Genomic DNA, 14,177 nt, shown 5'->3' with positions numbered 1-14,177 from the left:
TTCCCTCCCCGATTAGAGCAGAATGTCGGTGTAGAGCTCGGATGCATCCGGCTCCGGATCGTTCTGGGCAAAATCGGCGCTGTCGGCGACGATGTCGCGGACATCCTTGTCGATCGTCTTCAGATCGTCTTCGGAAGCCCAGCCCTTTTCGACGAGGCGAGCCTTGACCTGCTCGATCGGATCCTGCTCGGAACGCATCTTCTGCACTTCTTCCTTGGTGCGATACTTCGCCGGGTCGGACATCGAGTGGCCGCGATAGCGATAGGTCAGCATTTCCAGGATGATCGGGCCCTTGCCGGAGCGGCAATGCTCGAGCGCTTCGTCTGCGGCAGCCTTGACGGCGCGCACATCCATGCCGTCCACCTGGACGCCCGGAATGCCGAAGCCCGAACCGCGCAGCGAGTAGTTCGACTGCGCCGTCGCGCGGGCGGTCGAGGTGCCCATGGCGTAACGGTTGTTTTCGACGATGTAGATGATCGGCAGCTTCCAGAGCGCCGCCATGTTGAAGCTTTCGTAGACCTGGCCCTGGTTGGCAGCGCCATCACCGAAATAGGCGACGCTGACCGAGTCGTTGCCGCGGTAGCGGTTGGCGAAAGCCAGGCCGGTGCCGAGCGACACCTGGGCGCCGACGATGCCGTGGCCGCCGTAGAAGTGCTTTTCCTTGGAGAACATGTGCATGGAGCCGCCCTTCCCGTGGGAATAGCCGCCCTTGCGTCCGGTCAGTTCCGCCATGACGCCGCGGGCGCTCATGCCGGTTGCCAGCATGTGACCGTGGTCGCGGTAAGCCGTGATGACCTGGTCGCCTTCCTTCTGCGCCATCTGCATGCCGACAACGACAGCTTCCTGGCCGATATAAAGATGACAGAAACCACCGATGAAGCCCATGCCGTAAAGCTGACCGGCCTTCTCTTCGAAGCGGCGGATCAGAAGCATCTCGCGATAGGCCTTGAGCTCCTCATCGCGCGTAAAATCGGCAACCGGACCACCATTGGAGGCCTTGGCTGCGGATTTCGTGCTGGTTTTGCGGCTGGAAACGGTCGCGTTCTTGCGAGGCGCCATACAACCCTCCCTATGGGTTTGTCGTTCTTCGAGTGGCGCGTACCATAGGGAAGAAAGATGGCCACAGCAATGCCATAAATGCATGGCACGTATTCAGGATTAAGCCACTGATAATTCTATCGAATTATCGATTAACCAGTATTCGGTTAATTTGAATATGAATTGAATATGACGACCTCGTCGGCGCGTGACATATTCAGCTGGTAACGGGCTTTTTCGTCCAGCATATCCTTATCGAGAGAGCCGTCGCTCAGAAGCGCGACCTGCTGCTCGATATGCTCGCGCTTGGCCTTCAACGTCGCCAGTTCCTTTTCGCGGGCAATGCGCCGCTGCTCGAAGACTTCGGTGGTACGCAGGCCGTAATCGCCATGGATGCAATGATAGCCGAAATAGGAGAGAAAGGCGACCGTCATGGCCGGGACCACGAACCGGCCGATCTTCTTTTTCTTATGATGCTTTGTCCACATACGCACACATGCTCTAAAACGCATTACCTATGCGAAGAGAGTAGCGCTCAGAGATTAACCGTCCGTTGACTATGAATTCTTGCGGGCAAGAAAAAACCCGCGCCGGTGGAGCGCGGGTTTCAAGGCATTGAGCTTTAAGGGCTATCAGCCGCGGATGATCGAACGGCCGGCATAGCGGGCCTGCGGGCCAAGGCCCTCTTCGATGCGGATCAGCTGGTTGTACTTTGCCAGACGATCCGAGCGCGACAGCGAGCCGGTCTTGATCTGACCGCAGTTGGTGGCAACTGCGAGATCGGCGATCGTGGAGTCTTCGGTTTCGCCCGAACGGTGCGACATGACGGCGGTGTAGGCTGCCTTGTGTGCGGTGTTTACGGCGTCCAGCGTCTCGGTCAGCGAGCCGATCTGGTTGACCTTGACGAGGATCGAGTTGGCAACGCCCATCTTGATGCCGTCGCGCAGGCGTGCCGAGTTGGTGACGAACAGGTCGTCGCCGACCAGCTGAACCTTCTTGCCGGCGAGATCGGTCAGGGCCTTCCAGCCGTCCCAATCGTCTTCAGCCATGCCGTCTTCGATCGAGATGATCGGGTACTGGGCAGCGAGCTGTGCGAGGTATTCGGCCATGGCGCCCGATTCCAGCGTGCGTCCCTCGCCTTCGAGAACGTACTTGCCGTCCTTGAAGAATTCGGTCGCGGCGCAGTCGAGGCCGAGATGGATGTCTTCGCCCGGCTTGTAGCCAGCCTTTTCGATCGACTTCATGATGAAGTCGAGGGCTTCAGGGGCGCTCTTCAGGCCCGGTGCGAAACCGCCTTCGTCGCCAACGTTGGTGTTGTGGCCCTGAGCCGACAGTTCCTTCTTGAGGACGTGGAAGACTTCCGAGCCCATGCGGACGGCTTCGCGGATCGAGTCGGCGCCAACCGGCAGGATCATGAATTCCTGGAAGTCGATCGGGTTGTCGGCATGCGCCCCGCCGTTGATGATGTTCATCATCGGAACCGGCAGGAGGTGAGCGGAAGCGCCACCGACGTAGCGGTAAAGCGGCAGGCCGGCGGCCTGAGCGGCAGCCTTGGCGACAGCGAGCGAAACGCCGAGGATGGCGTTGGCGCCGAGACGCGACTTGTTCGGCGTGCCATCCAGCTCGATCATGATGTTGTCGATCTGGATCTGGTTTTCGGCATCGATGCCGCCGATGGCGTCGAAGATTTCCGTGTTGGCGGCTTCGACAGCCTTTTCGACACCCTTGCCGAGATAGCGCTTGCCGCCATCGCGAACTTCAACGGCTTCATGCGCGCCGGTCGAAGCGCCCGACGGAACAGCCGCACGGCCCATGCTGCCATCTTCGAGATAGACGTCGACTTCGACGGTGGGGTTGCCACGGCTATCGAGGATCTCGCGGGCGATGATATCGGTAATTGCAGTCATGGGTTTCTTCCTGCTCGGTGGGTGGATAAATCGTTTGAAATCGTCTTAATCGAAGGCACGCAGATTGCAATGGCGTTTTCACAGCCGTTTTTGAGCCGCCTAACATGCCTTCATTTCAGGCCACCTGCGTGGCCTATTACAAGATCATGTCAGCCTTTTGAACGTCAGGCCGACTTTGCGATCGCATCGAAGGCCAGAAGCTTCTCGAGCAGCCGCGGCATATCCTTCAGATAGATCATGTTCGGGCCATCCGACGGCGCATTGTCAGGATCTTCATGCGTCTCGACGAAGACGCCGGCGACGCCGACGGCGACGGCTGCACGCGCCAGCGTCTCGACGAATTCGCGCTGACCGCCGCTCGATCCGCCCTGCCCGCCCGGCTGCTGCACCGAATGCGTGGCGTCGAAGATCACAGGCGCGCCCATGGCCGCCATGATCGGCAGCGAGCGCATGTCGGAGACCAGCGTGTTGTAACCAAAGGAAGCACCGCGCTCGCAGAGCAGGATGTTCGGGTTGCCCGTCTCATTCAGCTTGGCAAGAACGTTCTTCATATCCCACGGAGCCAAGAACTGGCCCTTCTTGACGTTGACGGCGCGGCCGGTCTTGGCCGCAGCAACGAGAAGGTCGGTCTGGCGCGAGAGGAAAGCCGGGATCTGCAGGATGTCGACGACGGTTGCGACCTCTGCACACTGCTCCTCGGTATGGATATCGGTCAGAACCGGGAAGCCAAATTCCTTCTTCAGATCAGAGAAGACTTCGAGCGACTTGTCGAGGCCGATGCCGCGCTGCGCCGAAAGCGAAGTGCGGTTGGCCTTGTCGAAGGAAGACTTGTAGACGAGGCCGATGCCGAGCTTCTTGCAGAGTTCGCTCAGAACACCGGCGATCATGAAGGCATGTTCGCGGCTTTCCATCTGACAGGGGCCAGCGATGATCGACAGCTTGCCGGCATTGGAAAAGGTAACGCGGCCAGCGCCTTCGCCGACGGCGACTTCTGCATTGGTGTTGCTCATTGGGTCTCCTCGAAGGCGAAGATCGCGCCTTGTCCCGGCGCCGGCTTCACCAATAGACGATTGTTCATATTCAAGTAGGTGATCCCGTTAGCAGCCAAATGCGCCGCTGTCACGGCCAGATCAGCGACCGCAAAGACGATTGCCCGCGCCCGCAGGCCGTTATCGGTGCCAAGCGGCTCGACATCGAAATAGGCCTCCATCCCTTCTTCGGAATAGATGGCGATCCGGACATTACTGAGGGCGAAGGAAAGGCCGAAGGCGGCCTCACCGGGCGCAACGCCGCCACTTGCCGTCTGCAACAGCGACGCGAAGGCGTCGGGTTCCTCCGCGCTGAGGGCAATCTCGACAATGCCGAGAACGCCGTTGGCATGAGTCTCCAGCGCCTTGCGATCGGCCGGAAAGGCGTTGATCCGCTGGCAGGCGAAAAAGAACACATCGGGCGCCCTCAGATCGGCGGCAAAGGCGAGCTTGAAGGCGCCGGTCGCCTGCGTTCCATCGGGCATGACGATCGGGCGCGAGAACTCCACCATGTCACCGCCGCTCAGCTGCGCGCCATCATAGGCGGCCTTGTCCGCATCGGCATCGTCGGTGCCGAAGACGACCGCCGAGAAGCCATCATCGCCGCAGCGGAAGCGGAAGGCCTGGTCGCGGGCGATAAAGCTGTTGCCCTTGGCGGCGGCCGCATCGCACTCCGCCTGGCTCGCGATGCCGAGCGGCTCGAGATAGGTCTTGTCGGCGAGGAAGACGCAGGCATTCTCCGTTCCGAACGGATGACGGCCATTGGCGGCGACGGTGAAACCGAGACGGCCGAGTCGCTCGCGGGCGACATCGATATGGGTGACGGGCAGTACCAGATGATCGAGCGGATGCGTCATGGCGGTTCCCTCCGGTGAAGCCGGCAGAGATTTGCACGCCGCGCCGGGCAAAGCGCAAGCGCGGATAACCAATCCGGCAAAGAAACTTTCAAAAATGACGAAAAATGATGGGAAGTTTTACCAATATTTAGGCACTTGCGGAACACATATGGAACATATAGTGTCCGTTCTGGCTTTGTTTCACGAATCTGGGGAAAGACTTCGATGCTGACGCGCAAACAACAGGAGCTTCTCCTCTTCATTCACGAGCGGATGAAGGAGTCCGGCGTACCGCCGTCCTTCGACGAAATGAAGGATGCGCTCGACCTCGCCTCTAAGTCGGGCATTCATCGCCTGATCACAGCGCTCGAAGAGCGCGGCTTCATTCGCCGCCTACCGAACCGCGCCCGCGCATTGGAAGTCATCAAGCTGCCCGAGGCCTACAGCCCCAGCATCCAGCCGCGCCGCGGCTTCTCGCCAAGCGTCATCGAAGGCAGCCTCGGCAAGCCGCAGCCCGTCGCGCCGCCGAAGCCGGCGAACGAAGACAATAGCAGCTCGATCTCGGTTCCGGTCATGGGCCGCATCGCCGCCGGTGTGCCGATTTCGGCAATCCAGCAGAACACCCATGACATCACCGTTCCCGCCGATATGCTCGGAAACGGTGAGCACTATGCGCTTGAGGTCAAGGGCGACTCGATGATCGAGGCCGGCATCTACGACGGCGACACCGTCATCATCCGCAACACCAATACCGCCAATGCCGGTGATATCGTCGTCGCCCTCGTCGACGATGAAGAAGCGACGCTGAAGCGCTTCCGCCGCAAGGGCGCATCGATCGCACTCGAAGCTGCCAACCCGGCCTACGAAACGCGTATCTTCGGGCCTGACCGCGTCAAGGTTCAGGGCAAGCTTGTCGGCCTTATCCGCCGCTATCACTAACGGTGATCTCATCACCGTCAAAAGTGCCGCTACGCCAATCATAGGCGCGGTGGCGGGTCCAGGGGCGGTCGAGATCCTCGAAGGATGCGGTGACCGCTGCAGCACCTCCATCGAAGCTCAACTCGACAGAGCCTGTCCTTCTTAAAGTAGCGCCGGTGAAGAGCAGCGCGCCAGAGCGGCAGCTTTCAAGCCGCAGGCGCACCGGTGTGACAACGATATCGGATGCATCGCAGGCGGGGCCGAGGTAAGCGGCATTGTCGATGACCGTCAGCACCGAGCCGTTCTCCAGCTTTGCCGTGCACCAGGCTTTCTTGACGCAGGAAAACCGCTCTTCCCTGGCGTTCACCGCAATGGCGCTCTGCGCTTCCTGCTGTTGCGCTGGTGTCAGCCTCAATCTTTCGCCCGGCGGCGCGGTGGGGACCAGTGCCGATGTGATGAAGATCGGCTCGCGATGGCTGTCCAGCACCAGAGCCCGTTTCCACTGATCGAAGATGAAACCCGGCGGGCGCTGGCGATTGGTGGCGATTGCGCTTGAACCGATGATCCCCGCCATGCTGCCGTCCTCAGCAATGACGATCTTCGGCGGCGGCTTTTCGGGAAGCATGACGACCACAAGCGTCGACAGGGCCATGATTGCCGTGCCGATGTGCCTCAGCCGGGTGCGCAGCAGGGTCAATAGCAGGAAGCCCGCGACCGCAGCCGGGAAATACCAGGCAGGCAACCGGCCGACGCCGATATCACCGCCCCAGGACGAGACGGTCTTGGCGATCGCGATCACCAGATCGAGACCGAAGCCGACCACCTGCCAGGCCCAGGCATCCAGCCCAAACGGCATCAAAAGCATTGCAAGCAGCCCGGCCGGCATGATGACGAAGGAGATGACGGGCATGGCGGCGAGATTGGCAGGCAGGCCATAGGCCGTCAGCCGGTGAAAATGCTCGATCGAGAACAGCGCCGTCGAGAAACCGCCGATGACGGAGGTGAGCAGGATGCCGCCGAAGAAGCCGGCCGCCGATGACATGAGCCTGACGAGGCGCAATTTCGCAAAGGGCTTGTCGCGGGCCGGCCGCTCCTTCCAGAGCGCATAGCCGGCGACCAGCGCCAGCGTCGCGGCAAAGGACATCTGAAAGCTCGGCCCCATGATTTCTGAGGGCGAGATGGCGATGATGATCAGCGCCGAGAGCGCCACGTTGCGCAAACTGATCGACGGCCGGTCGAAGAACACCGCCGTCAGCATGATCGCCATCATGATGAAGGCGCGCTCGGCGGAAACTGCGAAGCCGGAAATCAGGAAATAGGCGGTGACGGCTGCAAGCGCTCCGGCGGCCGCGATCTTCTTGACCGGATAGGCCTGGGCGACGGACGGAAACAGGCTGAGCAGCGTGCGGAACCCGACGAAGAAGATGCCGGCGGACAGCGCCATGTTGAGGCCGGATATGGCGATGATATGGGCAAGACCGGATTGGCGGAGCGCTTCGGTGGTCTCTGCCGAAATCGCCCGCCGCTCGTCGGTCACGAGGGCGGCGGCGAAAGCGCCGGTATCGCCGGGCAAAATGCCCCTGATGCGATCACCGATGCCGCTTCTCAGCCGGTAGAGCCACTCGAAGGCGCTGTCGGTCAGCGAATGCTCGTCTGCGGCTCCCGGCGTCACCGTCGTTGGCGCCCCATAGAAAAACCCATTGGCGCCAACGCGATCGAAATAGGATGAGAACGAGAAGTCGTTGAGACCGGGGAGTGCCGGACCGGAGGGTGGCGTCAGCCGCGCCCTGCCCTTCACCCAGGTTCCCGTCTCGAACTCGGACTTGGCGCCGCGGGCGATGACAGTCACCCGGGCGGGCGGGCGTTTCACCACCGGGTTTTCGGTTGCGCGCAATGACAGCAGGTAGCGCCAGCCGCCGCGGCCGTCGCTTTCCCGGCGCTCGACCCGTCCCGTGACCGTCGTCGTCACGGCGGAATCAAGGAGGATGGTCTCGGCTCTCCACGTTTCGAATTGCGCAGTCGCCACGCCTGCCGCGACCAACGTCAATGCGGCGATCACGACGCGCATCCCCTCCCGCGCCCGATCGGTCACGATCATGAGAGTGAACAGCACCGCGATGAAGAAGAGCGGTATAATTGGCGAAACGCCGGTGCCGGCCGCAAACCACGCGACAGCACCAAAGCCGAGAGCAACTGGCGCGAAGAGCATTCGCGCACCGTAGGCGAGCTCTTCGTCGGCGCATTTCGGGATGTCGCCTATCGCGCGCCTGATGGATGATCGGAGCCGGTAGGCGCTGAGCGCGGCCGGTACGTGCCGCATCGGCACGGGCACGAGGCCAGAATAGGCGCGCGCTGGTTCAAGATGCGGCAATTTGGCCGCATCGTCCGAAAGCTTCAGGCTGATCTCGCTGCTTTTCAACCCCGGCATGTAAAGAGCCTTGCGACCCATTAAAATACAACCAAGATGCAACCCTGCGCGCGTTTCAGCAACAATAATCGATTGAAAAAACGCAAAAAATCGTGAGTGCAAAAAGCCTAAATAAATCATCGGCTTCCGCTATGCGTTTACAGCATCGCAGGAGTGCCTAAAAGTTGATACTGCGATGCACAAAATGGCGTCACGGTAACTTGGCATTAGGCGCGCTATCATATAGCAATCTGAGCGGACGCTTAACCCTATGGCGCTTTTATGGCGCCGCCGCCAATTTGGAGGATCAGAATGACGGATCAAAGCGCAACAATCAAAATCGGCGACAAGTCCGCCAATCTTTCCGTAAAGAGCGGAACGATTGGGCCAGATGTCATCGATATCGGCGCACTCTACAAAAACACCGGCTCCTTCACGTACGATCCTGGTTTCACCTCGACCGCATCCTGTGAATCGAAGATCACCTACATCGATGGCGATGAGGGCGTTCTCTTGCACCGCGGCTATCCGATCGAGCAGCTGGCCGAGCACGGCGACTTCCTGGAAGTCTGCTATCTCCTGCTTTACGGCGAACTGCCGACGGCAGCTCAGAAGAAGGACTTCGACCACCGCGTGACGCACCACACGATGGTGCACGAACAGATGAGCCGCTTCTTCACCGGCTTCCGCCGTGATGCGCATCCGATGGCCGTCATGTGCGGCTGTGTCGGCGCTCTCTCGGCCTTCTACCACGACTCGACCGACATCACCGATCCGCACCAGCGCATGGTCGCTTCGCTGCGCATGATCGCCAAGATGCCGACGCTGGCCGCAATGGCCTACAAGTACCACATCGGCCAGCCCTTCGTTTACCCGAAGAACGACCTCGATTACGCGTCGAACTTCCTGCGCATGTGCTTTGCCGTTCCCTGCGAAGAGTACACGGTCAATCCGGTTCTCTCCCGCGCCATGGACCGTATCTTCATCCTGCATGCGGACCACGAGCAGAACGCTTCGACCTCGACCGTTCGTCTCGCCGGCTCTTCGGGTGCAAACCCGTTCGCCTGCATCGCGGCCGGCATTGCCTGCCTCTGGGGCCCTGCTCACGGCGGCGCCAACGAAGCAGCGCTCAACATGCTGTCGGAAATCGGCTCCGTCGATCGTATCCCCGAATATGTCGCACGCGCCAAGGACAAGAACGATCCGTTCCGCCTGATGGGCTTTGGTCACCGCGTCTACAAGAACTACGATCCGCGCGCCAAGATCATGCAGAAGACGACGCATGAAGTTCTCGGCGAACTCGGCATCAAAGACGATCCGCTTCTCGAAGTGGCGATGGAACTTGAGCGCATCGCGCTCACCGACGAGTATTTCATCGAGAAGAAGCTCTACCCGAACATCGACTTCTACTCCGGGTATCACGCTGAAGGCGCTCGGCTTCCCCACGACCATGTTCACCGTTCTCTTCGCTCTCGCCCGCACCGTCGGCTGGATCGCTCAGTGGAACGAAATGATCGAGGATCCGCAGCAGCGCATCGGCCGCCCGCGCCAGCTCTATATCGGTGAAGCACAGCGCGATTACGTTCCGGTTTCCAAGCGCTAAGCGCCCGGACAATCCGAAAACAAAAAACCCGGTCAGCGATGGCCGGGTTTTTTCTTGTCCAGAACGTCGAGAACGATCTCCGCCGCCTTCTCTCCGGGTGGCTTTTCCGTCTGCATGCGTTGCCAGACGAGATCGTAGCCTTCCAACATGGTGCGCCGCTGCGCGGTATCGCCGGACAGCCGCTCCATCCAGCGGGCAAGCGCTCCGCCACGGACGCTGTCGTTGAAATATTCGGGCACCACGGCGTAATCGGCAATCAGGTTCGGGATCGCCGCCGTCCAGGTCTTGATGCGCGAGGTCATCAGCGAGATGATCCAGTCGGTCTTGTAGGTCGAGACCGTCGGCACGCCGGCGAGCGCCAGCTCGAGGATCACCGTTCCGGAGGCAGCAAGCGCCGCATCGGCCTCGCCGAAGGCCCGCCATTTGGCATCGCTGCCGATCAAGATTTCGGGCTGCACTTTCCACTGCGATACCAGCTCGCGCACCAGAGCCTCGCGGCGGCTGACCGTGGGCATGACGAAGCGGACGCTGCCATCGCGCGCCAGGAGATCATTTGCCGCATCCTCGAAGAAGGGCATCAGCTTGGATATCTCGGTCGAGCGCGAGCCCGGCAGCAGCATGATCGTCTTGCCTTGCTCCGGCGAGATGGCTCGAGCAGCGCGGCTGCTTCGCGCAGCCAGCAGATTTGCGTCCGCAGTCAGCCTGTGTCCGACATAGGTGGTCGCCGGGCCGCCAAGGCGCTGCATGACTTCAGGCTCGAAAGGCAGAACGGCGAGCACATGATCGACGTAGCCGAGCATGCGCTGGGCGCGGTATTCCTTCCAGGCCCAGACACTCGGACAGACGTAGTTGACGACCGGCAGATCAGGCAGCGCCGTGCGCACGCGCTTGGCAACGCGATGAGTGAAATCGGGGCTGTCTATGATGATCAGGATGTCGGGCTTGGCGGCAATCAGCGCGGCCGTCGTCTGGCGGATCAGCCTGTAGAGCGTTGGAAGCTTGGCGAGCACCTGACTGATGCCCATGATCGACAGTTCGGAATAGTCGAACAGCGATTTGAGGCCCTGCGCTTCGAGCGCCTCTCCGCCGACGCCAACGAGTTCGACGGGGCCGTCATGGATGCGCTTCAGGGCAGCGATGAGATCGCCGCCGAGCAGATCGCCGGATACTTCGCCGGCAATGATGCCGATCTTCAGGCTGCGGCTCATGCGAGCCCCCAGGATGGCAGGCCGCGATCCAGGCCGACGACGAAAAGGCCGGAGGCATTGGCAGCAGCGATCAGCGCTTCGCGCTCCAGCACCAGCGCCCTGCCCGCCTCGACGGCAATGCCCGCCAAACCGGCGCTTCTGGCATTTTCGACAGTCGACGGCCCGATCGAGGGCAGATCGGCGCGCAGGTCCTGTTGCGGCTTGCAGAGCTTGACAAGCACGCCCTTGCGGCGGGCTGAAATGCGACCTGCTGTGCGCAACGAGGCGACACGCTCCAGCATGCCGTCGGTACCCTCGGGGCCTTCGAGTGCAACAACGCGGCCGCCGACCGAAACCGCGCCCTGCCCGACATCGAGCAAGCCAAGCGCATTGGCCGCTTCCGCTGCCTTCAGGATATCGGTGATGTCATCCTTGCCTGGTGCGACCACACCGGCCGGCCCCACCGATGCCAGCAGATCAGGTGCGATCTCCTGGGCGCCGATGACGCGGCGGCCATCAGTTTCGATAAGCTTGATGACCATTTGCAGCACCGTGTCATCGCCGCCAGAGAGCAGCGTCCGTATGACCGAGGGCACCTTGCCGATCGTCTTCCAGCTGGGTCGTATCTCACGCCATTCCGGGCGGCGGCGAACGCCACCGGACATGACGACGCGGCGGATGTCATTCTTACTGAAAATGCCTTCGAGCGCTGCGAAATCGGCGACGCCGATCACGGCGTGGTCGTAGTCCTGCCAGGAGCGGTCGAGCTCGCCCTTCAGGGAAATGATGAAAGGTTCATCGCCGGCGGCTCGGGCAGCCTCGGCGACATAAGCCGGCAAAAGGCCGTTGCCGGCGATGATCGCCAGACGGCCCTTTGCAGTGTCACCAGCCAGAGACACGCTCAGCCTTTCTGTCCCCGCGTCGGCGAAGACAGCGCCCGGTCGCTTTCAGCAGCGATGAAATCGAGGATCTCGACCACCTGCGGGCAATCGGCATATTCGGCGCGGATCGCAGCAGCATTGTCGCGCACCGAATTGGCACCTTCGAAGATTGCCTTGTAGGCACGGCGAACGATGTGGATGACGGCGCGGTCGATGCCTGCACGCGTCATGCCCACGACGTTGAGGCCACCGAGAAGGCCCGGATTGCCGTTCAGCATGCCATAGGGAATCACATCGTAGCTGACGGCGGACAGACCACCGACGAAAGCCTGGCGGCCGACGCGGGTGAACTGATGGACCGCACAGCCGCCGCCGAGAATGACGCGATCCTCGATCGTGACGTGGCCGGCCAGCATGACATTGTTCGACATGATGACGTTGTTGCCGACGCGGCAATCATGCGCCACATGCGAATTGGCGAGGAAGAGATTGTTGTTGCCGACGATCGTTTTGCCGCCGAAATCCGACGTGCCGGTGTTGATCGTCACGCCTTCGCGCATCGTGCAGTTTTCGCCGATGGTCAAGGTCGTCTCTTCGCCGGCGTGATGGACGCTCTGTGGATCGCCGCCGATCACGGCCATCGGGAAGACCTTCGAACCCTTGCCGAGCTCGGTGCGGCCCGTCACGATCGAATGCGGATGCAGATGCACGTCATCATGAAGCGTCACCTTCGGTCCGACATAGGCGAAGGGGCCGATCGTCACGTTCTCGCCGATGACGGCGCCGTCTTCGACGACGGCCATCGGGTGAATACGTGCGCTGGCAGCAACCGTGCTCATGCCTGGTCCTTACGCAGGATCATCGCGCCGATATCGGCTTCCGCCGCAAGGTTGCCATCAACCTTGGCGTCGCAATGGAACTTCCAGATATTGCCGCGCTGCTTCAGTTTCTTGACGTGGAATTCGACGCGGTCGCCCGGGGTAACCGGCTTGCGGAAACGGGCATTGTCGATCGTCATGAAGTAGACGAGATTGCCGTTCGAGCCGTCCTTGCGGGCACAGATCGCACCAGCCGTCTGTGCCATGCCCTCGATCAGGAGCACGCCAGGCATGATCGGCGATTCCGGGAAATGACCGGTGAACTGCGGCTCGTTGGCGGTGACGTTCTTGATGCCGATCGCAGAATCGTCGCCGTCGATCTCGATGATCTTGTCGACCATCAGGAATGGATAGCGATGCGGCAGGAGCTTCATGATCTCGATGATGTCAGCCGACGAAAGAGAAGCCTTTGCTTCTTCAGTCATTCCTTGTCTCCCGTTTTACTCGCCCGCGCACCGGAGCGTATCATTATTTCCGCGGACTCGCGCAGGAAATCCTTGATCGGACGTGCCGGGATGCCGCCATAGCGCTCGCCTGCAGGGATACTCTGCACGACGCCACTCTTGGCGGCGATCTGCACGCCGCTGCCAATGGTGATATGGCCGTTGAGGCCCGCCTGACCACCGATCTGCACGCCGTCGCCGATCACCGTACTGCCGGCAATGCCGACCTGCGAGACGATGGCGCAATGGCGGCCGATCTTGACGTTATGGCCGATCTGCACCTGGTTATCGATCTTGGTGCCTTCGCCGATCACCGTATCGTCCATGGTGCCGCGATCGATCGTCGCGTTGGCGCCGATCTCGACATTGTCCTGGATGATGACGCGGCCGATCTGAACGATCTTGATCATGCCGCGCGGTCCCGGCGCATAGCCGAAGCCATCCTGGCCGATACGGGCACCGTTGTGGATGATCACGTGATTGCCGAGGAAGGCACAGAGAACGCTGGCGCCGCTCGCAATCGAGCAGTTCCGGCCGATCTTGACGCCCTGCCCGATGATCGCGCCTGCGCCGATGCGCGTGCCAGCGCCGATCTCGACATTGGCACCGATGATCGCGAGAGGCTCAACGACGACGCCGGCTTCCAGCTTGGCAGTCGGATCGATGACGGCGCCGGTACCAACAGTCGCGTCGTCCGACATGGCCGGAAGCGGCTGCAGGGCCGACGGGTGAAGGTAGCCGCCCGCCATGGCGAAAGCCGCATGCGGGTTTTTCGATATGAGAGCCGGGATATGCGGCGGGATCGCCGACAGCAGCGCGGGATCGCACAGCACGGCGGATGCCTCGCAGGTCTCAAGCTCGGCTTTGCTCTTCCGCGAGATCACATAGCAAAGGTCACCCGCCTGGGCCCGGTTAACCGGAGCCACAGAGCGAATGATCACATCTGCCTTTGATGCATCGGGAAATTCTGCCCCGAGATATTGGGCGAGCTCAGAGAGCGTCACCCCATCCCGAGGCTTGAAGAACGAATTTTGCTCCATCGGCAATGCTC

The 14,177-nt window shown here is 61.2% G+C and carries 12 protein-coding genes and 1 pseudogene; 2 read left to right on the top strand and 11 right to left on the bottom strand.

Annotated elements, in window-relative coordinates:
- Positions 1 to 12: 12 nt before the first annotated feature.
- From pdhA to ABIE40_RS08985, 5 genes are all read right to left on the bottom strand, one after another.
- Positions 13 to 1,059 carry a pyruvate dehydrogenase (acetyl-transferring) E1 component subunit alpha gene (gene pdhA / locus ABIE40_RS09005; protein ID WP_112711759.1) on the bottom strand — a complete coding sequence of 349 codons (1,047 nt, stop codon included), beginning with the start codon at positions 1,057 to 1,059 and terminating at the stop codon, positions 13 to 15.
- A gap of 146 nt (positions 1,060 to 1,205) precedes the next feature.
- Positions 1,206 to 1,526, bottom strand: coding sequence for an FtsB family cell division protein (locus ABIE40_RS09000; RefSeq protein ID WP_199629328.1), 321 nt, complete (start codon positions 1,524 to 1,526; stop codon positions 1,206 to 1,208).
- A 144-nt stretch (positions 1,527 to 1,670) separates the two neighbouring features.
- On the bottom strand, positions 1,671 to 2,945 hold the full coding sequence (eno, locus tag ABIE40_RS08995; protein WP_130278384.1) for a phosphopyruvate hydratase: 1,275 nt from the start codon (positions 2,943 to 2,945) through the stop codon (positions 1,671 to 1,673).
- Positions 2,946 to 3,109: 164 nt separating this feature from the next.
- A complete protein-coding gene (gene kdsA, locus ABIE40_RS08990; protein ID WP_199629329.1) occupies positions 3,110 to 3,955 on the bottom strand; it encodes a 3-deoxy-8-phosphooctulonate synthase in 846 nt (281 codons plus the stop codon).
- Entirely contained in the window at positions 3,952 to 4,830 is an 879-nt protein-coding gene (locus ABIE40_RS08985) for a VOC family protein (protein WP_199629330.1), read from the bottom strand. The genes kdsA and ABIE40_RS08985 overlap by 4 nt, the downstream gene beginning before the upstream one ends.
- 204 nt (positions 4,831 to 5,034) lie before the next feature.
- On the opposite strand from ABIE40_RS08985, the gene lexA reads away from it, so the two are divergent.
- Positions 5,035 to 5,748 carry a transcriptional repressor LexA gene (gene lexA / locus ABIE40_RS08980; protein WP_199629331.1) on the top strand — a complete coding sequence of 238 codons (714 nt, stop codon included), beginning with the start codon at positions 5,035 to 5,037 and terminating at the stop codon, positions 5,746 to 5,748.
- On the opposite strand, the gene ABIE40_RS08975 is transcribed toward lexA, so the two are convergent.
- Positions 5,729 to 8,047, bottom strand: coding sequence for a ComEC/Rec2 family competence protein (locus ABIE40_RS08975; protein ID WP_354541071.1), 2,319 nt, complete (start codon positions 8,045 to 8,047; stop codon positions 5,729 to 5,731). The genes lexA and ABIE40_RS08975 overlap by 20 nt on opposite strands.
- A 399-nt stretch (positions 8,048 to 8,446) precedes the next feature.
- Between ABIE40_RS08975 and gltA the strand changes: the two are divergent.
- A pseudogene (gltA, locus tag ABIE40_RS08970) lies at positions 8,447 to 9,737 on the top strand (citrate synthase).
- 32 nt (positions 9,738 to 9,769) lie between these two features.
- Here the strand turns inward: gltA and lpxB are convergent.
- From lpxB to lpxD, 5 genes are read right to left on the bottom strand one after another with little or no spacing between them, the layout of a single operon-like run.
- Positions 9,770 to 10,945: a lipid-A-disaccharide synthase gene (gene lpxB / locus ABIE40_RS08965; protein WP_199629333.1), complete on the bottom strand. Its 1,176-nt coding sequence runs from the start codon at positions 10,943 to 10,945 to the stop codon at positions 9,770 to 9,772.
- Complete coding sequence (locus ABIE40_RS08960) at positions 10,942 to 11,823, bottom strand: LpxI family protein (protein ID WP_199629334.1); 882 nt, start codon at positions 11,821 to 11,823, stop codon at positions 10,942 to 10,944. Before ABIE40_RS08960 ends, lpxB begins: the two co-directional genes overlap by 4 nt.
- 2 nt (positions 11,824 to 11,825) lie before the next feature.
- A complete protein-coding gene (gene lpxA, locus ABIE40_RS08955) occupies positions 11,826 to 12,644 on the bottom strand; it encodes an acyl-ACP--UDP-N-acetylglucosamine O-acyltransferase (protein ID WP_112711741.1) in 819 nt (272 codons plus the stop codon).
- A complete protein-coding gene (fabZ, locus tag ABIE40_RS08950; RefSeq protein ID WP_199629335.1) occupies positions 12,641 to 13,108 on the bottom strand; it encodes a 3-hydroxyacyl-ACP dehydratase FabZ in 468 nt (155 codons plus the stop codon). Before fabZ ends, lpxA begins: the two co-directional genes overlap by 4 nt.
- Entirely contained in the window at positions 13,105 to 14,166 is a 1,062-nt protein-coding gene (lpxD, locus tag ABIE40_RS08945; RefSeq protein WP_199629336.1) for a UDP-3-O-(3-hydroxymyristoyl)glucosamine N-acyltransferase, read from the bottom strand. The genes fabZ and lpxD overlap by 4 nt, the downstream gene beginning before the upstream one ends.
- Positions 14,167 to 14,177 lie beyond the last annotated feature (11 nt).

It is taken from the genome of Rhizobium sp. OAE497, from assembly GCF_040546565.1.
GTDB lineage: Bacteria > Pseudomonadota > Alphaproteobacteria > Rhizobiales > Rhizobiaceae > Rhizobium.
This window is presented reverse-complemented; position numbering and strand designations above follow the sequence as displayed.